The organism is Sporolactobacillus putidus, assembly GCF_014647035.1.
Classification (GTDB): domain Bacteria; phylum Bacillota; class Bacilli; order Bacillales; family Sporolactobacillaceae; genus Sporolactobacillus; species Sporolactobacillus putidus.
In genome coordinates this window covers 134,851-155,181 of sequence record NZ_BMOK01000003.1, presented here as the reverse complement: position 1 = coordinate 155,181, position 20,331 = coordinate 134,851, and the positions used below count along the sequence as shown (strand labels likewise).

General features: G+C 45.9%; 20 protein-coding genes and 2 riboswitches. Of the genes, 5 read left to right on the top strand and 15 right to left on the bottom strand.

The window, feature by feature from the left end:
* Nucleotides 1–2 precede the first annotated feature (2 nt).
* From IEX81_RS04875 to fdxA, 14 genes are all read right to left on the bottom strand, one after another.
* The gene (locus tag IEX81_RS04875; protein ID WP_188801945.1) at nucleotides 3–995 is read right to left on the bottom strand and encodes a branched-chain amino acid ABC transporter permease; all 993 of its coding nucleotides are present in this window, start codon (nucleotides 993–995) and stop codon (nucleotides 3–5) included.
* A 216-nt stretch (nucleotides 996–1,211) separates the two neighbouring features.
* A complete protein-coding gene (locus tag IEX81_RS04870; protein WP_188801944.1) occupies nucleotides 1,212–2,402 on the bottom strand; it encodes a branched-chain amino acid ABC transporter substrate-binding protein in 1,191 nt (396 codons plus the stop codon).
* 323 nt (nucleotides 2,403–2,725) lie between these two features.
* Nucleotides 2,726–3,655: an oxidoreductase gene (locus IEX81_RS04865; protein WP_188801943.1), complete on the bottom strand. Its 930-nt coding sequence runs from the start codon at nucleotides 3,653–3,655 to the stop codon at nucleotides 2,726–2,728.
* Between the two features lie 86 nt (nucleotides 3,656–3,741).
* Nucleotides 3,742–5,013 carry a glutathionylspermidine synthase family protein gene (locus IEX81_RS04860; protein WP_188801942.1) on the bottom strand — a complete coding sequence of 424 codons (1,272 nt, stop codon included), beginning with the start codon at nucleotides 5,011–5,013 and terminating at the stop codon, nucleotides 3,742–3,744.
* A gap of 9 nt (nucleotides 5,014–5,022) precedes the next feature.
* Nucleotides 5,023–5,274, bottom strand: a complete 252-nt coding sequence (locus tag IEX81_RS04855; protein WP_188801941.1) for a hypothetical protein — start codon at nucleotides 5,272–5,274, stop codon at nucleotides 5,023–5,025.
* A 358-nt stretch (nucleotides 5,275–5,632) separates the two neighbouring features.
* A complete protein-coding gene (locus tag IEX81_RS04850; protein WP_188801940.1) occupies nucleotides 5,633–6,259 on the bottom strand; it encodes a precorrin-2 dehydrogenase/sirohydrochlorin ferrochelatase family protein in 627 nt (208 codons plus the stop codon).
* Entirely contained in the window at nucleotides 6,237–6,986 is a 750-nt protein-coding gene (locus tag IEX81_RS04845; RefSeq protein WP_188801939.1) for a sirohydrochlorin chelatase, read from the bottom strand. The genes IEX81_RS04850 and IEX81_RS04845 overlap by 23 nt, the downstream gene beginning before the upstream one ends.
* A gap of 1 nt (nucleotide 6,987) precedes the next feature.
* Nucleotides 6,988–7,764: a uroporphyrinogen-III C-methyltransferase gene (gene cobA / locus IEX81_RS04840; protein ID WP_188801938.1), complete on the bottom strand. Its 777-nt coding sequence runs from the start codon at nucleotides 7,762–7,764 to the stop codon at nucleotides 6,988–6,990.
* Nucleotides 7,765–7,777: 13 nt separating this feature from the next.
* Nucleotides 7,778–7,996 carry a DUF3906 family protein gene (locus IEX81_RS04835; RefSeq protein WP_188801937.1) on the bottom strand — a complete coding sequence of 73 codons (219 nt, stop codon included), beginning with the start codon at nucleotides 7,994–7,996 and terminating at the stop codon, nucleotides 7,778–7,780.
* Between the two features lie 9 nt (nucleotides 7,997–8,005).
* A complete protein-coding gene (locus tag IEX81_RS04830) occupies nucleotides 8,006–9,634 on the bottom strand; it encodes a nitrite/sulfite reductase (protein ID WP_188801936.1) in 1,629 nt (542 codons plus the stop codon).
* On the bottom strand, nucleotides 9,624–10,280 hold the full coding sequence (cysC, locus tag IEX81_RS04825) for an adenylyl-sulfate kinase (RefSeq protein WP_188801935.1): 657 nt from the start codon (nucleotides 10,278–10,280) through the stop codon (nucleotides 9,624–9,626). Before cysC ends, IEX81_RS04830 begins: the two co-directional genes overlap by 11 nt.
* A gap of 14 nt (nucleotides 10,281–10,294) precedes the next feature.
* Nucleotides 10,295–11,452, bottom strand: a complete 1,158-nt coding sequence (sat, locus tag IEX81_RS04820) for a sulfate adenylyltransferase (RefSeq protein ID WP_188801934.1) — start codon at nucleotides 11,450–11,452, stop codon at nucleotides 10,295–10,297.
* 105 nt (nucleotides 11,453–11,557) lie between these two features.
* Complete coding sequence (locus tag IEX81_RS04815; RefSeq protein WP_188801933.1) at nucleotides 11,558–12,277, bottom strand: phosphoadenylyl-sulfate reductase; 720 nt, start codon at nucleotides 12,275–12,277, stop codon at nucleotides 11,558–11,560.
* A gap of 70 nt (nucleotides 12,278–12,347) precedes the next feature.
* Nucleotides 12,348–12,587: a 4Fe-4S ferredoxin gene (fdxA, locus tag IEX81_RS04810; protein ID WP_188801932.1), complete on the bottom strand. Its 240-nt coding sequence runs from the start codon at nucleotides 12,585–12,587 to the stop codon at nucleotides 12,348–12,350.
* Between the two features lie 129 nt (nucleotides 12,588–12,716).
* A riboswitch (SAM riboswitch) is annotated at nucleotides 12,717–12,830 on the bottom strand.
* Nucleotides 12,831–13,029: 199 nt separating this feature from the next.
* Nucleotides 13,030–13,132: riboswitch (SAM riboswitch) on the top strand.
* Nucleotides 13,133–13,359: 227 nt separating this feature from the next.
* On the opposite strand from fdxA, the gene IEX81_RS04805 reads away from it, so the two are divergent.
* From IEX81_RS04805 to IEX81_RS04785, 5 genes are read left to right on the top strand one after another with little or no spacing between them, the layout of a single operon-like run.
* Entirely contained in the window at nucleotides 13,360–13,641 is a 282-nt protein-coding gene (locus tag IEX81_RS04805) for a hypothetical protein (RefSeq protein WP_188801931.1), read from the top strand.
* Nucleotides 13,638–14,678 carry a sulfate ABC transporter substrate-binding protein gene (locus tag IEX81_RS04800; protein ID WP_188801930.1) on the top strand — a complete coding sequence of 347 codons (1,041 nt, stop codon included), beginning with the start codon at nucleotides 13,638–13,640 and terminating at the stop codon, nucleotides 14,676–14,678. The genes IEX81_RS04805 and IEX81_RS04800 overlap by 4 nt, the downstream gene beginning before the upstream one ends.
* A 57-nt stretch (nucleotides 14,679–14,735) precedes the next feature.
* Nucleotides 14,736–15,563, top strand: coding sequence for a sulfate ABC transporter permease subunit CysT (cysT, locus tag IEX81_RS04795; protein WP_373292337.1), 828 nt, complete (start codon nucleotides 14,736–14,738; stop codon nucleotides 15,561–15,563).
* Between the two features lie 23 nt (nucleotides 15,564–15,586).
* Complete coding sequence (cysW, locus tag IEX81_RS04790) at nucleotides 15,587–16,462, top strand: sulfate ABC transporter permease subunit CysW (protein WP_188801928.1); 876 nt, start codon at nucleotides 15,587–15,589, stop codon at nucleotides 16,460–16,462.
* Between the two features lie 41 nt (nucleotides 16,463–16,503).
* The gene (locus tag IEX81_RS04785; protein ID WP_188801927.1) at nucleotides 16,504–17,565 is read left to right on the top strand and encodes a sulfate/molybdate ABC transporter ATP-binding protein; all 1,062 of its coding nucleotides are present in this window, start codon (nucleotides 16,504–16,506) and stop codon (nucleotides 17,563–17,565) included.
* Between the two features lie 267 nt (nucleotides 17,566–17,832).
* Here IEX81_RS04785 and IEX81_RS04780 read toward each other — a convergent pair whose 3' ends face one another.
* A complete protein-coding gene (locus IEX81_RS04780; protein WP_188801926.1) occupies nucleotides 17,833–20,010 on the bottom strand; it encodes a methyl-accepting chemotaxis protein in 2,178 nt (725 codons plus the stop codon).
* Between the last annotated feature and the right edge of the window lie 321 nt (nucleotides 20,011–20,331).

Here is a 20,331-nt window from a genome sequence, read left to right as displayed (position 1 = left end):
ACCTACACTTTCTCAACAACGGCTTTGCCAAATAAGCCTTCCGGTTTGAAGATCAGAACCAGAATTAGGATAATAAAGGCAAAAACGTCTTTATATTCGGCACCCATTGCACCGTGAGTAATTGTCGAGAGATTGGCCGCCGCAAACATTTCCATCAGACCTAGCAAAATACCGCCCAACATAGCACCGCGGATGTTTCCGATTCCTCCGAGGACCGCAGCTGTGAATGCTTTAATCCCCAAAATAAATCCGATATAAGGATCAATCGTTCCGTACTGGATCATAAACAGTACACCTGTTGCCCCGCCCAGAGCTGAACCGATGAAGAAAGTCACTGAAATGACACGGTTCACATTGATCGACATCAGAGATGCTGTTTCACGGTCCTGGGCGACAGCTCGCATGGCCATCCCCCATTTAGTTCGATTAACAAAAATGTCCAGAGAGATCAGCATGACAACCGTCACAACAAGCACGACGAGAAAAGAGGCCTGGAAAGTCACGTTATGAAAGAACGGCATGATAGAGTGAATGTTTAGATGATACTGAGTCTTGAATAGCGAAGGTGCCGTTATAATATAGTTTCCGGTCTTTAATTCAGCAATAAAACGGACCACGTCTTCCAAAATAAAAGATATGCCAATTGACGTAATTAAAGCAATCAATTTCGGAGCATTACGCCTCCGCAATGGCCGATAAGCAACGCGTTCAATGCCCACCCCAAGAAATCCTGTCGCTAACGCTGCGATGAGAATGACGATAATAAATACGATAAGGGAAGGTACAGAGGATAAGAAGCCTATGCTCATCAAAAAGAAAAGCACACCTGCCCCAATAAAAGAACCGGTCATAAATACATCGCCGTGGGCAAAGTTGATTAACTCAAGAATACCGTATACTAGTGTGTAGCCAATGGCAACAACAGCATAGATAAAACCCAGAGTCAACCCATCAACGAGAACCTGAGGTAGAATCTGAATAATTTGCTGGAGCATCTTTTCACCACTTTCCACTGGATTAAAACGTAATTTTCAATTAGCAAGGGCAAGACTTTACTTGTACTTTGTTATACAAAATTTCTAAAAGGGTATAGTTCGACGTCCATACCCTTTTAGATTTTGCCAAAATACTGAGAGCTGAACACAAGAACATTTCCTGTACTTTTCTTTAATTTTGAGCTCAGTCAGATTTTGAATAATTTAGTTGTACCATTATTTTTTTGTGATTTCAGATACCTGTGTTGCCGGATAAGCGGCTTTGTTGAATTTATAGATGTAAATCTTTGCAAAGTTGTTATCGCCCTTTGAATCAAAACCTACTTTAGTTGCAATTCCATCAAAGTTCGTGATTGCGCGGACAGCTTGGGCGACTGCCTGGCGAGTCGGAAGTTTTCCGCCGTTCTTGTCGATGGCATTCATCAAACCTTGGAGGAGAACAGATGCACTGTCATAACCGTATGCAGAGTAAGACTCAATGTTCTTTCCAAACTTCGCCTTGTAATCATCAGCAAACTTCTTGCCTTTTGCTGTTTTTGTTACATCGCCGACAACGGTTGAAAAATAAAAGTTCTTAACAGAATCTCCGGCAATCTGAACCGTCGCGGAAGAATCCATACCGTCGCCGCCCATAATCGGAATATTCAATCCCTGCTGGCGTGCTTGTTTGATAATCAGCCCGCCTTCAGCATAAACACCACCGAAATAGATCAGATCAGGTTTCTGTGCCACTGCCTGACTGATAACACCACTGAAGTCTTTTTCACCAACAGTAATGCCTTCATAGCCGACGATCTGGGCACCAAGTTTCGCCGCCTGGTCTCTGAAAGCCTGAGCCAAACCTGAACCGTAAGCTGTTTTATCCTGTATAACGAAAATTTTCTTAGCTTTCAGAGTATTTACAGCGTAGTTTGCACCAGCCGGACCTTGAAAATCGTCACGAGCGCAAATACGATTGACTGTTTTCAGTCCTCTGTCCGTCACTGCGGTAGCCGTGTTGGCAGGCGACACCATAACGATATTGTTTTTGTCATATACTTCAGAAGATGGGATTGCAACACCTGAGTTCAAGTGGCCGACAACGCCGAGAATCGAACTGTCCGAAGCAATCAATTGAGCATTGGCAACACCTTTTTTAGGATCGGCCTGGTCGTCATAGGGTGCGATCTGTAGATCAAAACCCTTCTTTGCAAAAGCAGCTTTCTGATCATCAATAGCGAGTTCAGCTCCTAACTTAAGCGCATCGCCGATTGTAGCTTCAGGACCGGAGAGAGGTGTCTGAGTAGCGATTTTGATTACTGTCTTCGCTTTTGATCCCCCTCCCGCTGAACCTGAAGCGCACCCGCTGATAACTCCTAAAATAAGTACGATAATTGAAAATAGTGGAATGAGTCTTTTAATATTCATTTTAAGCCTCCTTTTTTTAAAAAACGGTATAACTCATAATAATCTGATAATTTTATGTATACCTCACCCCCTGCTCTCTGCTCTTTTTAAAGTAAGGCTGAACAACTATTTAAAATCATGTCCTTAAAAAACATAATAACGGCTTATGCTTCTAAAGTCATTATGAATGTCAGATATTCTTACATAAAAAATGTAACAATTTTATAATTTTTGCGCATAGTTGTTGCAAATTCTGTATTTATCATGCTTTCAAATCCATGCGTAGTACTTTCGAATGATTTATTTCATCCGATGAAACATGCCATCGCCAAGCAAAATTTTCATCAGCCCTGTTGGGGAGCCGGATAGGTGATTCCAGTCATTTGTTCGGCGATAGTCCATAATTTCTGTGCAACGGCTGCATCATAAAGACGCTCAATCAGCGGTTCTTTAAACGGATAACCCTTCCGGCCGCCCTTTCCATCCGGTCCGATGTACTCTCCTCCCGATATCTTGCCTGATGTCGCAGCAAATAATGTGGGAAGAGCGCCCATCGATGCCGGCTGGCTGATCAATTTTGAAATAAGAAGGAACAAGCGATTGGCTTTCTTTCCCGAGTTTCGCGAAGATAAGTTGGTATGCGAAATACCGGGATGAGCAGCCACGCTCAGGGAAGAAATTTTTAATTCGTCAAATTTATACTGAAGCTGCCGCGCGAAAAGCAAATCGGCCAATTTACTCTGGCTGTAAAATTTCATGGGTCTGTATCCTTTCGACCCGTCTAGATTGTCAAAATCGATGGATGCATGATGCGCCGCAAGACTGCTCAGCGTGACCACCCTCGAATTGGCCGCAGACGTCAGTTTGTGAAAAAGCAGACCTGTTAACGCAAAGTGGCCCAAAAAATTGATACCGAACTGCAGTTCAAAACCATCTTCCGTTTTTCCGTACGGAGGCATCATGACGCCTGCATTGTTTATCAGAAGAGACAATGAGCGATGAATCTGCGAAAAAGAGTCTGCAAACTGATGAATGCTGTTCAGGTCGCCAAGATCAAGTTTTCCCAGGCTCACCTTCGCATCGGGGGCGATCTTTTTAATTTGTTCTTCGGCCTGCCTCCCCTTTTCCAAATTGCGGACAGCCAAGACCACTTCCGCTCCATGGATCGCCAGAGCGCGGGCCGTTTCGTACCCCAGTCCGCTGCTTGCGCCTGTAACAATTGCCGTTTTCCGTGTCAAATCAGGTATCTCTTGTTCTGTCCACGGTTTGTCCATTTAACTTTCTCCTCTTCTTCAGTTTTTACCCGCTGTATTTCCTGAACCCCATAAACGGTCCAGAAAAGTGAGAGGCAGAGTTCCATTCAATCGAGAGTCACACCTAATAAAAGGCAATCTTCACCTGTAATTCTTTGATCGGCCCTCAGGTATAAGCCGCTCGGTCTTCCCCCCAGCAAATACGATCCGTACATTACCTTCCCATTTACCGTCCCACCCCACGTTTTAACTTGATGGGACGGCAGTTCCTGAAATTGCTGAATAATGCACGGCTGATTTATATACCATTTATCCGCCTTAACCGGATATTCTTCCACTTTGTCACTGATAATTTTTACACCCTTGCCTTCCCTACCGAAGACAGGTTTCAAAACAACCGTACTTCCCATCTTTTTTTGATAATCTGAAATACTTTTTCGACTATCAAAAGCGTAAGCAGGCAAAAAGTAGCGATCAATATCCTCGTGCTCCTGCGCTGTAAACACATCTGAATGTGTTTCATGCAGCCTCCATATCATGGCTAAAATCATTTTTGATTGCATAATCGTCGCCGATAGCGGATTGATCAAATGAATCCGATTATTTGCTATATGATCGAGCAACAAAATCCCGATCTCTTTTCCGTGACTATCTTTATCAAAAGGTAAAAATTCTAAGGGATACAGCATATACAGCAAATGAATGGGATTCTTATCTTCGTCATATACCCCTGTTTCGCCGACCCTGATCTTTTCAAGCGGAATAAATCGGATTTCTCTGCCATCTCTGCAGCAGCCGCCGATAAAAGTAGCGGTATTATAATCTTCTGAAAACCATTTGTATGTTGTGCAATACAAAGGTTCCGAATCTGAAATCCCCTGATGTTCAGATAAGTAATCACTCCACATGAGCTCCAAGTGTTCTTTAATTTGATTTGGAGAAGTAAATCCATAATGCTCACATAGTATGTTATTTGCTATATGTGATTCGGGAAGTCCCTGGGGCGTCGCCGTATTTGCTTCACACAATTTAATCTGCTGGTCATTGACTATAAAATCAAAGCGCGTAATCAAACTGAAATAACCTGGATCTGCAGATTGAGCACAAGCCCGGCTTAAAACAGCCGGCATACCCAATAAGCCGATCAGCTTGCGATGCTTGCAAATATGGTGATAAAACTTGTTGAACAGATGTCCCGTCCTTACGGTGGCCCGATTGATGGCTTTCCATTGCTTCCTGTTCAAACGAACAATGGAAGTGGTCATGTATTGCTTGAAACAGTCTTTTTCAGGAACCATACCCCAGCTAAACCCCATACGGGCCATTCGGTAATGCAGTTTGTACCACTCGCCAAGATATTTATCAGATTCTGTCGTCATTTCGATAAATTAACCACCCACAGCCCCATCGGCGTGTCCCGCGCCGATGCCTGTCGTTCCCCGGTCTCCTCCGCCTGGATGAGCCGTCGGAATGAATGTTGAATGATATCCCGATGATTGTTCGCACTGTTTTTTGTTTTTCGAATTCTGCGTACACTTTTGATTACCTTGATCCGTACTACCTGGTGTGCATCCCCCAACAACCAGTACTAATCCTAACGACGCGGCAACCATACTCATCTTATTTCTGGATATTTTCATTCTTTATCCTCTTTATCCCTTAATTATTTTCATCATAGCACCACCGACCCTCTTAAGCTACTTTATCAAAGAAAAATTCTACAATTAACCATTTGTTTCGGCGATCATTAAAATGTATCTTCCGTCAGTCGAAAAAATCCGACGAATTCGACATTCGCATATGGATTTTCAGAAAACAAACCGTTAATCATTCAACTCAGGTGCTTGAAACGATACTTCCCGAAGAGGATTCAACAACGAAAAAGCCCCTGCCTTTGAGAAAAAAAACAAGGAAGGGCGTTGTATAAAAGAGCTTGTTGTATAAAAGAGTTTATTGGAACACTTAATTTGGAATCATACAATGAGCGGCCAAGAGGGCTCATTCGGCCAGGCTCTGCCGGATAAAAGCATCCACATCCGCCAGCACGCTCTGCTGCCGCAGGCCGTCACGGTACATTGGGTCAAGCAGCTTTCTCAAGCACGCCGCTCTTTCACTCTGACTGAGTGATTTCTTTTTAAGCCCTTCTCGCAGCCTGGACAAAAAGTCGAGGTAATCTTCAATTCCATCATCAAGCCGGTCCGCGATTTTATCACGTAGTCTGACCGAAAACAAAGGGCTTGCGCCGCCCGTGGATACGGCGATTGTCAGTCTTCCGCGGTGCAGCACTGCCGGCAAATAGAAATTACCGAGTTCAGGCTGACCGGCAACATTCACGAGCTGATTTGCATCGGCATTTTCGGCAATTTCACGATTTATTTTAGGATTATTTGTTGCGGCAACGATTAAAAAAGCTTTTCCTGTGTCCTTTTTTCTCCATAACCGTTGGTTCCAGGTGATCTGTCCCGCTTCCGCCCATTTTTTCACAGGTTCCGATGCTTGATCAGTGATGACGGTTATTGAGGCACCTGCTGCTAAAAGCGAACGGATTTTTCGAACTGCGACTTTACCGCCGCCAATGACAATTACCTTTCTTCCTTTAATCTCAAGCGTAATTGGGTAGCACATTTTTGAGCGACTCCCTGATACGTTTTTTCATCAGCTGCACCAAAAAAGGATGGTAGCCGAGAGGCCTGCATAAAACAAATGAGGCGCCTGAATCATTTCTAGTATCTACTGATTTTTTTATTGTCTCCATTAAAATACCTGTAAACAGCAGATAAGGAATGACAAAGGTCTGTTCCCAGCCTTTTTTTAATGCAAGATCAAGACCTTCATTAAATGAGGGAGAAGCAGCTGCCATATAGCAGGATTCAACACGATTCACCCCTTTCTTATTCAAAAAGCGGCAAATTGAAGCGAAATCGCGTTTCGTATCCGGATCACTCGAACCTCTTCCGACAAGCAGGATACCGGAATGCTCAGAAATGGTTTTCTGCTTTTCATAGACTCTCTCGATCAAGATATCGACAATTTTTTGATCAACACCAAACGGTCGGCCATATACGAAATTGACTTCAGGGTAAAGCGGCTTTGCTTTTTCGATTTCCCTGGGGATGTCACGTTTGTCATGTCCTGCGGATAACAGAAGAAGCGGCTGGATGAGAATGAAGCTCGCCCCTTTCTCAACGCAGCGGCGGATTCCTTCCTGAATGTCGGGCTGTATAAGTTCAAGATAACAGATTTGCTGAATCGGGGCCGAAATACTTTTCATGCATGAGTAAAGAAATTGGTTGGCCTGCCTGACGCCATCGATCACACGCGTTCCGTGACTGACATAAAGAACGGCGAACACGTCAGAATGCCTCCCTTACAACGCTGAACGGACCTTCCATGTTCTCAAACCATTTCAGTTCCTGTCTCAGCCGCACAACCTCGCCGACAATAATCATTGCCGGACTCTGAATGTGATGCTTCGCTGCTTCTTCAACGATGCCGCTGAGGGTGGACGCAACGGTCCGTTGATGAACAGTCGTTCCCCACTCTATGAGCGCGACGGGCGTTGAAGGAGTGCGGCCATGACTGACGAGTTCAGATACAATATTCGGAAGACCGGCGACACCCATATAGATGGCCAGGGTGTCAACCCCTGTAGCGAGTTTGTCCCATTGTATTTTTTCGGCTCCCCCCGATTTCGGGTGTCCTGCGACAAAAGCGATCGAACTTGCGAATTTGCGATGCGTCGCCGGAATACCTGCATAAGCCGGAGCCGCAATACCCGCTGTAATGCCCGGTACAATTTCAAAGGCGATGCCCTCCTTTGCTAAGAAAGCAGCTTCTTCACCCCCGCGTCCGAAAATGAACGGATCTCCTCCCTTCAACCGTACAACTGTCCGGTTTTTACGTGCGTTTAGCACTAACAGATGGTTGATGGCTTCCTGTTTCAGGGGATGCGAATGAGGCAATTTTCCACAATAAATCAGTTCGGCAGAATGTTTCGCTTCACTCAGCAGTGCTTCATTGACGAGCCTGTCATAGAGAATAACGTCAGCAGAACGGATCAGCCGCAGCCCTTTAACCGTGATCAGGCCGGGATCGCCGGGACCCGCCCCTACGAGGTATACTTTTCCCATCTTATGTTCCCCTTTACTCATACGCTTTTCGCGTCTGGATTACGAAACCCGCACCGTTTTTGTGTATCTTTTTCTTTTCCACCAGAGCGATACCGTCGACTTTTAATCGCTTCAGAAAGGTTCGCTGCACTTCTGCGTCGACGACCCGGAAAGCTGTCTCCTCATCTTCCGCAACAGCCACAACTGGAATTTCATTTTCGCCGGACGCCACGATAAAACGGAATAGTTCCATTTTCTCACCTCATCCGACACTTTCCACACGATTTTTCAAAATGTCATCCAGCACCTCTTGCAGTACATCTGTCCCAACCCGACTCTTAAATGCAAAGAATGTCTCACCTTTTCTCTTGTTTTCCTTGAAATATAATAAAAAATATTTAAGAACTTCGGGTAAGATAAAGTCTGCGATTCTTCCTTTTAGGCGTTCATTAAAATGTCCGCTGTTCAAAAGTGTACCGCCGACAAAGATTTCATAGGCATCGACTAATTGCTTATCTTTGGTTCGCAGTTTCAGCCCCTGGATGCCAATGTCGGCAATGTGACGCTGCCCGCACGAATTTGTACAACCGACCATATTAATCCGGACCGGTACGTCGATGTCTACTTCTTGATCAAGGTAGGCAGCGATCTCCCTCATCCTGTCCTTAGTATTCGTAAGCGCCAGATTGCAAAATTCGTTCCCGGTGCATGCCATCGCGTAACCCGTGAAAAAGGTCGGGTGGATCGGAAATTTCCTGAACAGGTCGTTTTCCAGCAATTCACCGGTTTTTTCAGTCGGGATATACGGAATGATTAAATTTTGAGAATTAACTGTCCGCAATTCACCTGTTCCATATACTTTTGCGAGCCGGGCAAATTCGTAGAAATCAGACGCCTTCATCCGGCCCACGGGTACACTGACACCTACATAACTGTACCCAAGCTGCTTTTGCAGGTGCGCCCCGTAGAAATAGCCCCCGTTCCAGCCCGAGGTTTCATCATGGCCGGCCGTCAGCAAGGGTCCAGTTAGTTCCAGCACCTTTTCCTGGAATTTTTCAATTCCCCAATCTGCGACAAGGTACTTGAGACGGGCTCTTGCGCGACTTTTTCTGTAGCCGTAATCCCGGTATATGGCTGTCACAGCCGCAGCCACATCCTTCGTCTGTTCCGGACGAACAAATATGTCCAGCTGCTCTGCAAGATACGGCTTCGCCGCCAGGCCGCCGCCCACTTTGACATGGAACCCTTTCACCTCTTCGCCGTCAATGACTTTCGTCGCCGGAGTAAAAGCGAGATCATTAATTTCCGCATGACCCGCATTATGAATATTGGCGTTGATCGAGATCTTGAATTTGCGCGGGAGGTTTGAAAAGTCAGGGTTATCCTGAAAAAAATGAAAAACTTCATCCACGACCGGACGCGTGTCAAAAAGTTCGTCGGGATCGATTCCGGCAAGCGGATTGCCCATTATATTCCTCGGCGCGTCGCCTTCTGCCTCGCTCGTTGTCAGCCCCGCCTGTTTCAGCCGTCCGAAAATTTCCGGCAGTTTCTCAAGCGGTACCCAGTGATACTGGATCGCCTGCCGAGTCGTGATGTCAAGCACATTCCGCGCATAAATCCTGCCAACATCGGCGAGAGTCACCGCCTGCTCGTTCGTCATGACCCCGGACGGCACTTTCACCCGCATCATAAAGAGCCCTTTATCCTGCGGCTGCTGAACTGTCAGCCCGGCATATTTAAAATACATGTATTGATCTTTCGGGATGGATTCAAATCCGTTTTTCGCATACTTCGGAATGTCATCAAAAATGGACAAACCGTCTTTTGTCAGTTTATTGATTTCATTTTTATTGAGCCTTTCGTCCTTTGCCCAAACTTTTTCATAAGCCATTTCCGCCGTTTCCTCCTTTTGCCGGATCCTGCTGTCCGATGTTCTCTTTGATAATGCCGGATTTTTCGAGCAAACGAATCACTTTTTGCGCGCTTTCTTCAACCGTTTCTTCAGACGTATCAATAACAAGCTCGGGCGACTCAGGCGCTTCATATGCTGATCCGATTCCTGTAAAATTCTTTATTTCTCCTTTGCGTGCCTTCTTATACAGCCCCTTTGGGTCGCGCGACTCACACACACTGAGTGGACACTTTACATATATTTCAAAAAATTCGTGGTTTCCAACCCGAGTCCTTGCCGCTGCACGATCCTCTTTAAAGGGCGAAATAAAGGCGGTCAGAACAATAGCGTTGCTGTCGACGAACAATCCGGCGACCTCGCTGATTCTGCGGATATTCTCTTTCCGATCCGCCTCGGAAAATCCAAGATCACGATTCAGGCCGCTCCGAATGTTGTCACCGTCAAGCAGATAGGTACGTATCCCGCTGGCAAACAGGAGGGACTCCACTCGGTTGGCCAAGGTGGATTTCCCCGAACCAGATAAGCCGGTGAACCAGATAACGGCGCCTTTATGACCGTTTCTCGCTTCCCTGTCCGCTTTTGTAATCGTCGTTTTATGCCAAACAATGTTGGCCGGATCTGCCATTTGATTACCCCCCTTTATTCCGCCAGATGCGCTTCTTGTTCGCTCTTTGTTCCATCAATTAATACCTGGACGACTTCAGGCCGGCTGAATGTCTCGGGGGGACGAATGCCGTCGCGCAGCATGCCCCTTACTTTCGTGCCGGATAAAGACACATGGAAAGATGAATCATGCGGGCACGTTTTATTGGAAGCCATACTCCCGCATTTCGTGCAATAATAACTGTTTTCAAAAAACATCGTTTCAATATCGAGCTCTTCACGGGTAAAATTGGAAAATATCTTTTGCGCATCATAGGGGCCATAATAATCTTTGACCCCGGCGTGATCCCGGCCGACGATAAAATGCGTGCAGCCGAAATTTTTACGACAGATCGCATGGAATACCGCCTCCCGCGGTCCGGCATAACGCATCGCCGCCGGAAAAACAGCCAGCGCCGTCCTTTCTTTCACATAGTAATGGTCAATCAGAACATGATAGCTGCGCATCCTTATATCAGCGGGAATATCGTCCTTCTTTGTTTCTCCGACAAGGGGATTGATGAAAAGTCCGTCAACCGTTTCAAGTGCAGTCTTTTGAATATGTTCGTGTGCCCGGTGGATCGGATTCCGCGTCTGGAAACCGACAATCGTTCGCCAGCCGCGTTCTTCAAACAGTCTTCGCGTCTCCGCCGGATCGAGGAAATCATTCACATATTCAGCCGGACGTGCCGATCGCCTGAGAAGTTCGATCGGTCCCGAAAGATACACGTCGCCGCGCTCAGTAAGCCGCCGGACGCCGGGATGCGCCCGGTCCGTCGTCAAATAAACTTTTTCCGCTTCTATCCTTTTATCCGGCCGAAACTTGCCGGTCACCTCAAGCGTTCCGTACACATCGCCTTCATAGATCAGTTTAACTTTGTCACCGACCGATACACTGTCAGCGGTACGTTCCGTTACAGGAAGTGTAATCGGTATGGTCCAGGCCAATCCATTCACGAGACGCATTTTTTCAACGACAGAGTAATAATTCTCTTCGTCGAGAAATCCGGTCAGCGGGCTGTAAGTCCCGTTGGCAATGAGTTCTAGATCACTCAGCGCCACCCGGTCGATCATTATTCCGTGCTTCAGATCACTTGCATTTTCATTGAAATGCTGGCGGTTAATCAGTACCCCGCCATGCGGCCGACTTGTCATTTCATATCCGCTCCTTTTTTTGGCCGACTTCCGCTTCTATACATCTCGAAACATCTGAACGCCAATCCTGCTCAAAAAGATAAACTTTTTCCTTTTCTATCCGCCTCAGTCTTTCACGTGAAGACCGCATTCTGTCTTATCAAAAGCGCTCCATCTTCCCGCTCTCATGTCTTCCCCGTCCCTGACCGGAAGCGTGCAATATTCGCAGCCGATACTTGGGTAGTGGCGGTCATGAAGCGGGTTGTACGGCAAGTCGTGCTCACGTACATAAGTCCATACTTCCTGCCACGTCCAATGAATGAGCGGGCAGATTTTGATCGACCTGAACTTCTCATCCTTGTTGACAAATTCGACAAAGCGCCGTGTCGCCGACTGATCGCGCCTCAGTCCGGAGATCCATGCGTCGTATTGTTTCAGCCGACCGGCGAGCGGGTTGATTTTTCGTAGTTTACAGCACAAATCGGGACGTTTGGCCCAAAGCGACTCCCCGTATTTTTCTGCCTGCTCTTCAGGCGATAATTCCGGTTTCAGTCGGATAATCTTCAATTTCGGATAGTTTACCTGCACCCGGTCGATCAGTTCATAAGTTTCTTTGAAATGAAAATCAGTGTCCAGAAAAATCACTGCGGCGTCGCTCTTTATGTGACCGATCAGATCGATCAGCACCATTCCCTCGACGCCGAAGCTGCAGGAATAAGCAACTTTATCGCCATATGCGCCATACGCCCAGCGAAGCACCTCTTCCGCCCCTTTCAGCGGATCCCCTGATTGAAACTTCGGCAGACCTTCTCTCGCCCAGTTGCTGTAGGTCAATGTATCCCCCATGATTCACACCTCTTTTCTACTCCTGCCGGAAGAATCTTACTTTCAGCCGCACACCCTTGAGACTTTCCCGTCATTTTTGCCTGAAAAAATCTCTGTTCAGCTGAATATACGTTCGTTCGCTCCCCGGCACCTCATCCTCCGGATAAATTGCTTCAACCGGACAAACGGCTTCGCAGGCGCCGCAGTCGATACAAATATCCGGATCAATAAAGAACATTTCATTGCCTTCCGAGATACAATCCACCGGGCAGGTTTCCACGCATTCCCCGGACTTTTCACCGATACAGGCAGATGTAATCACAAAAGCCATCTTTTCACCTCCTTAAATCTTCTGACCGCTTATGACGAAGTCTCTGTTTTCTCTAAACTCACATATAATTCAAACAATAAAAAAGACCTCTCCACTCTGAAAGAAGGGAAAGGTTTCACTGAAAAACGCTGCCTATCTTCCAAAATGGAACACCATTTTGCTGGAATTGGCACCTTGGAGGACATATGTCCTGCAGGTTGCCGGATGTCATCGGGCCAGTCCCTCAATCGCTCTGGATAGATTTTGTAGTGTTCATTCTAGTCTGAATAAAAATCATTGTCAATAATTCAGATGTTTTTTATCAGGAATCAATTTCGCTCGTCATTACTGAGTCATGATCATTAAGTCGCTGTAAAGCGAACAGTCAAAAAAATAATATTTTTTTTAATATTTGTGTTGCACAAATCATACTGACATGGTAGGATTAACCCAACTTAATTGACTCTTATCAAGAGAGACGGAGGGAATTGGCCCGATGAAGTCCGGCAACCACTTTTCATAAAGTAAAGGTGCCAAGTCCAACAGGTTTTCCTGAAAGATAAGGATGTGCGGAGACACTCTGTACGTATCGACAGTCCTCATTCTTTCAGAATGGGGATTTTATTTTGAAAAAGGCGAGGTGGAATTCATGTTGAACATACAAAATTGTTGCAGTCAAATGTAAAGTAATCTTATGTGAATAATTATTTTATGAGAGTCCTATAGTTGCTGTTGATCTAATAACCGCTGTCAAAGCTTGAGAATGCTTATATCAGCATGGTGGGATTAATTTATGTCTGTCGATTTAACATCATCCGGAAATTCGGAAACAATCAAAAAGAGCGGCTGGTTTGAACTCGTTCGAAAAGAAGATTGGCGGGCGGTCTGGATTGGTCTTTTCCTTGTTTTTCTGGGCGTCTTCTTCTGGCTGTCAGGGAGTTCGATTAAAGTTCTTACCGCTCAGATTCCTAAATGGAATGATCTTCCAACTTTGGCCGGTGCATTATCGGCACGCCTTGGTTCCATTTTTCTTTTGTATTTAACCTTTTTAATCTTCAGGGGGAACCTATCTTGAAAAAAATCAATCTGTTTATTGTATCCATTCTGATTGTCGGCCTCCTCAGCGCGTGCGGGAGCAGCAGCGCGGCATCGGGTTCCGGAAACAGCAGCAAGTCCGTCCATTTATTAAATGTTTCCTATGATCCGACCCGAGAGCTCTACAAAGAGTTCAACCAGGCGTTCGCCACCTATTGGAAAGGAAAAACCGGGCAAACCGTGACCGTTCAGCAATCGCACGGCGGTTCAGGGGCACAGTCCCGTTCCGTGATTGACGGCCTTAAAGCGGATGTTGTGACTTTGGCGCTGTCCGGTGATATCGACGCCATTGCGAACAAGACAGGACGCCTCCCGAAAAACTGGCAGCAAAAGCTGCCTGATCATTCAACGCCTTACACATCAACCATCGTCTTTCTTGTTCGGGCGGGTAACCCGAAACACATCAACGATTGGAGCGATCTGACAAGAAAAGATGTCTCCATCGTGACCCCTAATCCGAAAACATCCGGAGGCGCAAGATGGAATTACCTGGCGGCATGGGCCTACGCCGATCAGAAGTATCATCATAACCAAACACAAATCAAAGCTTTTATGAAGCAGCTCTATTCAAACGTAAAAGTGCTTGATTCCGGAGCACGCGGGGCAACCACGACCTTCACGCAAAGAGGAATCGGCGACGTCCTGATTGCCTGGGAAAATGAAGCCTATTTGAGCCTCAATGAGCTGGGCAAGAACAAGTTCCAGATCGTCTATCCTTCAATAAGCATCCTGACTGAACCGCCCGTTGCCGTCGTCGATCAGAATGCGAAGAGCAACGGAACGGAAAAAGTGGCTAATGCCTATTTGAACTACCTTTATACGGATCAGGGCCAGGAAATTATCGCGAAGAATTACTACCGGCCGCGTAACAAATCCATTTTACAAAAATACGGCAAGCAATTTCCAAATATTAAACTTGTGACGATTGACGGCTATTTTGGCGGCTGGGCAAAAGCTCAGAAAGAACATTTTGATGACGGCGGTACTTTCGATCAGATTTATCAGCCGAAAAACTGATCGCTGTCCGTCTCAGTTTTCCTGTATTAATTTTATGGAGATGATCAGAACTTGAATGTGATCAAGAAATCGCGGAGAAAGAGAGTCATTCCGGGATTTGGTCTGACTCTGGGCCTGTCTACACTTTACCTGTCATTAATTGTTCTCATCCCGCTTTCCATGCTGTTTGTGTATTCAGCGAGAATGGGCTGGCATGCTTTCTGGTCAGATGTCCTCGATCCAAGGGTGGTTGCTTCGTATATGCTCAGCTTCAGAACATCGCTCCTGGCGGGCCTTGTCAATCTTATTTTCGGGGTACTGATTGCCTGGGTGCTGACCCGCTATACATTCCCGTGGAAAAGGCTGATCGACGGCTTCGTCGATCTTCCTTTTGCGTTGCCCACATCCGTCGCCGGAATTACGCTTACAACGCTCTATTCCGCGAATGGATGGATCGGCCGCTTGCTCCCTTTTCAGGTGTCCTTTACTCCTTTAGGTATCACAGTCGCTTTAATCTTTGTCGGGCTCCCTTTTGTTGTGCGGATGGTCCAGCCTGTCCTCCAAGACTTTGAACACGAAGTGGAAGAGGCGTCGGTATCCCTTGGCGCCTCCCCTTTTCAAACGTTTCGAAAAGTGATTTTTCCGCAATTGCTGCCTGCCGCATTGTCGGGATTCGCGCTTGCGTTCGCCCGTTCGCTTGGCGAGTATGGATCCGTCGTTTTTATTTCCGGAAATATGCCGTTCAAAACGGAGATCGCCCCTCTGATGATTGTTACAAAGCTTGAACAATTTGACTATTCGGCGGCGACGGCCATTGCTGTGGTCATGCTTCTTTTATCATTTGCTTTGCTTCTCGTCATCAATGTCTTGCAATGGTGGTACGGTCGCCGCTTTGCAAATAATTAATCCTGTAAAAAAAGGTGTTTTAAATGGAGAACATGATACAATCCGATGTTTCAAAACAAACTTTGTCCGTCCGATCGTCTTTGAAATCAGCAATCGTTCGCCGGCTGTTCATTTCGCTTGTTTTCCTGTTTCTTTTTTGTTTTCTGGTCGTTCCTCTGATTTCGATCTTTTTTGAAGCCTTGAGGCAGGGAGCAGGAGTCTATTTCTCGTCCTTTGCGGATCCAAACACATTGTCTTCTATTCGCCTGACACTGATCGTTACGCTCGCTGTTGTTCCAATAAATACCGTATTTGGCATTCTGATCGCCTGGACGGTTACGAAATATGCTTTTAAAGGAAAAAACATGCTGGTCACATTAGTGGATCTCCCCTTTTCCGTTTCCCCGGTCATTGGCGGCCTGATTTTTGTCCTGTTGTTCGGGGAGCACAGCGAACTCGGACGCTGGCTGATTGCGCATAATATCAATATTGTCTTTAACGTGCCGGGCATTGTTATTGCCACCCTTTTTGTCACTTTTCCTTTTGTCGCTCGCGAGCTGATTTCATTGATGAACCATCAGGGAACGGCGTTGGAGGAGGCTTCGCTTGTTCTTGGGGCCGGCGCCTGGCAGACCTTTTTTCGGGTCACGCTTCCCAATATCAAGTGGGGGCTCCTGTATGGCATTATTTTGTGTAACGCGCGCGCCATCGGCGAATTCGGAGCGGTTTCGGTCGTTTCCGGACATATCAGCGGAATGACGAACACCATGCCGCTGCAAATTGAAAATCTGTATAACGAATATCAGCTTGACCCCGCTTTCGCACTGGCTTCGATTATGTCGCTGTTTGCGATTATCACGATGATCCTTAAAATGATTCTGGAAAAAAATGTTCAAAAGGCAGCGAACGGCAGACCCTGATCACATGCCCGAAGTGGATTTATTATGGGGAGGAATTGTTCATGAGCATCGAGATAAATCATGTCTCTAAATCATATGGCTCTTTTCAAATTCTGAAAAATATTAATTTTACGATTCAGACGGGTGAACTTATCGCTTTATTGGGTCCTTCAGGATCGGGAAAAACATCATTGCTTCGAATCGTGGCCGGTCTGGAACAGGCGGATGAAGGACAAATCGTCTTTAATGGTCAGGATTTGACCAACGCTCGCATCAAGGACCGGAAGGTAGGCTTTGTTTTTCAGCACTATGCCTTATTTCAAAATATGACTGTGTTTCATAATATCGCTTACGGTCTTAATGTACTGCCAAGAAAATACAGACCCAGTAAAAAAGAAATCAAAGAGAAAGTAGAAAAATTACTCTCACTTATCCGCCTTGAACCCTACGGGAAACGCTATCCTTCACAGTTATCCGGGGGTCAAAGACAGCGGGTGGCCCTCGCCCGTGCTCTGGCCATCGAACCCAAAATTCTTCTGCTAGATGAACCATTTGGCGCTCTCGATGCTAAAGTCCGGAAGGAACTGAGGGATTGGCTGAGGCATCTGCACGAATCAGTCGGAATAACCAGTATTTTTGTCACCCATGATCAGGAAGAAGCTTTTGAAGTGGCTGATCGGGTCGTGATTATGCACGATGGGAAAATTGAACAAATCGGTACACCGGAACACGTTTATGATCATCCGGCTAATCCATTTATTTACGATTTTATCGGAAGTGCCAATCGATTCGAAGGAAAGATCGCCGGGGGAAAATTTGTTGACGGCGACTTTGAAACCGATGCTCCGGAGTATCCGGGCGAAGTCACGCAAGGCCTGGGATTTGTCAGGCCTTATCACTTTATCATTGAAAAACAGAAATCCGGAAATCAATCCCTGAAGGCAAAGATTAAACATGTCCAACCCGTTGGCCCAATAGTCCGTCTGAATCTCGAACGTTCAGATACACATGATTTGCTTCATGTCGAAATGAATAGAGAGGAATTCAGCCGCCTTGATTTACACGCTGACGAACTCGTTCATCTTAAAGTCAAAAAAGTGCAGATTTTTTCTACTGGCCAATAACAGCTAAACTTACTGAAAGATTAAAGACACCCCTTTTTATTTAAAAGAGGTGTCTTATTGATATTGCTGTAGTTTTTAAAAAAGTTTGATCAAAACTCACATCGAAGTTTTAAATCGAAAAGGGAGAAAATGGTACAACAATCTTTACTTCACTTTTTAATACAACCATTCGTTAGTTTATATACTAATAATATAATATTTTAACCCAATAATCCGAATATCTAAAACTCTATTTCAGTATTCTATGCACATAGGATGTTCTTTTCCTCAGACAGTTTTAAAAGAAGAAACCATGTTCTGCATGTTGGACGATACATAGTCAAGACTGTCGGTAATCTGTTTCAGGCGCGCGATTTCCTCCAATACCGATTTCAGTAAATCAATTGAGGCTTCGCTGCTGCTCGCATCCTGTGCCGTCCTCTCATTGATTTCGTCCGCCGACTGGTTGATGCTGATAACGACTTCATTCAAATCTTTGCTTTCTTTATTTGTGATGTCGAGGAGGGCCTCCATCTTTTCCGCGATTTCACGGACGTTAGCGGAAATATAATTAAATGTGCTGATCGTATCCTTGATTTTCGATGTCGAATCATTGACTTTTTCACCGGTTTTCTGAATTTCTTCAAGTGTCCGGTTCGTTTCACTCTGAATATTGTCAACGAGTTTTCCGACCGATCGTGTGGCCTCTTCTGTCCGTTCAGCAAGTTTCGAGACTTCTTTTGCCACGACGGCAAATCCCTTTCCGGCGTCTCCTGCCCGCGCTGCTTCGATCGTCGCGTTTAGCGCAAGCATTTGTGTCTGCTCGCTGATCGCAGAAATCGTCGTCACGGCCTTGGTTATGGCTCCTGAATGCTGATGAAGGGATTCAATTCTGTTCAGCGTCGCCTTCATTGTTTTTTCAAGATCGCTAATCAAAGTGAGTACAACAGATGAAGTTTCATTCGCCCGGGTTGTCCGGCTGCTCGTGTCCTCCGTTTTACCGGTCACCTGATGAATCAGCGCCCCCATCTCCTGTATCGCTGCTGACAGGTTGTTGAAATGTTCGCGGGCATTTTGGAAAACTTCATTCTGCTTTTTTGCGGTCTCTACAAGATCTTCTACAGTCCCGGCAACTGTTTTCATACTTCCGGAAATGTTGTTCGTCATGCCCGACACTGTTGTAGCAGCACTTTGGGATGCCTTTGCCGAAGAACCGACCCGTTTAATCATCGTCATCTGATTATTAATAAATTTATTAAACCATCTGGAGAGTTCACCGATCTCGTCATTGGACTTTTTGTCTACTCTTGTCGTCAGATCCCCCTCTCCTTCGGCGATCTGATGGAGAATACCGACCGTTCGATTGAGTGGGCGAACAACCATGCCTTTTGCGGCAAAGTAAACAGAGAACGTCAGAAACAGCCAAGTGGCGGCTGAACACCAGATCCCGGCAGCAGCCGATACATGAAAGGCGAATCCGTTAGCGGTTCCGGCAATAGCCGTCCAGATTGAAAAATAGAGCGGGAGACGCAGATTAAGACTTTTAAAATTATAGATTTCATCTATATCCCCTTCGCACATCATGCCCCAGACCTCGTCAGAGTATGGCGGCCGGATCAATGTTCCTTTCCCGCCGACCATGATATGCCTGTAATCAGGATAGCCGGGCCAAACGTCCAGATTACTGCTCTTGTCAATCGTGTTCTGAACGCCCTGGTGCAAATTTCCGGTTTTCGGATCGGTGAAGCGGATTTCAAACTCAGTATGTTTCTGAATTTTGACCATACCCCATTTTGCCGTCCGGACCCCGTCCTTTAAGTTGTCCCCCAGTGTAAAGGCATCGTCCTCAAACCGGCTTCGGGAAATCGCCGTACCGGGGAGGATCGGGCGGTCTGTTTTGACCATGAACAAATAATTATCGCCCGATTCTTTGTAGACATGCGTATCCTCGTCCTGTATCACATTGCTCATATCGTCATTAAGGACACGTCCCAAGAGTACCCTTCTCATTCCCGCAGCGTTTTCCAACGGAATGGAAAACATCAGCGTGACCTCATCCGCAAACTTTTTCCTTGTCAAGTCGAGATCCAGCGTCTTCGGATCTTCGTAAGGTCCGTACATCAGACGCTCGTTAGTCAGTGCCTTTTTAAAGTTGGGACAGTCGGCTATCGACAGACCAAAGTGATTTTCGAAGGTAGTGGCGATAATGGTGCCTCGCTCGTCAAGAAGCATGAACTCAATAAAGTCCTGGCTCTGGTTCAGCCGACCGGCCATTGCGCTGACGATTTCCGTTTCCCGTCCATCAGAACTGAGAACCATTTGACTCACATTTTCAAGTTCCACCCAGCGATCCCGGAACCAGTTGTCCAGCGCTTTCTTTCTTCCCTTCGAAATGCCGTCGAAGACTTGCTCCGACTGTTTTTTTATTTTTCTGTTTAATGTGTACATGAATGTTGATTTCAGCATTGTCGCCTCTCCCCAGACTCCCAAAAAGTGAAAAATGTAAAAAAGTATGTAAATTTCAAATCTATATTTAAGTTTTATTATAATCTATATTTCTTTAAAGTGTCCCATTTTTCTACAAACCATCAATAAAAATGAATCGAAACGCATCAAATGTTCTTTCCTGTTCAAGTGATTGAAGTTTGTTAAATTCCGTTCAGCTGCTCAGAATTAATGCTGGCTGTAAGGTAAAAACTGAGCTATAATTGAAATAATCCAGCTCAAAGCAGTTAAAACAAGCTATCGTTTTATAAAGCAGAATTTTATAAAGGCTATTAAACCAAG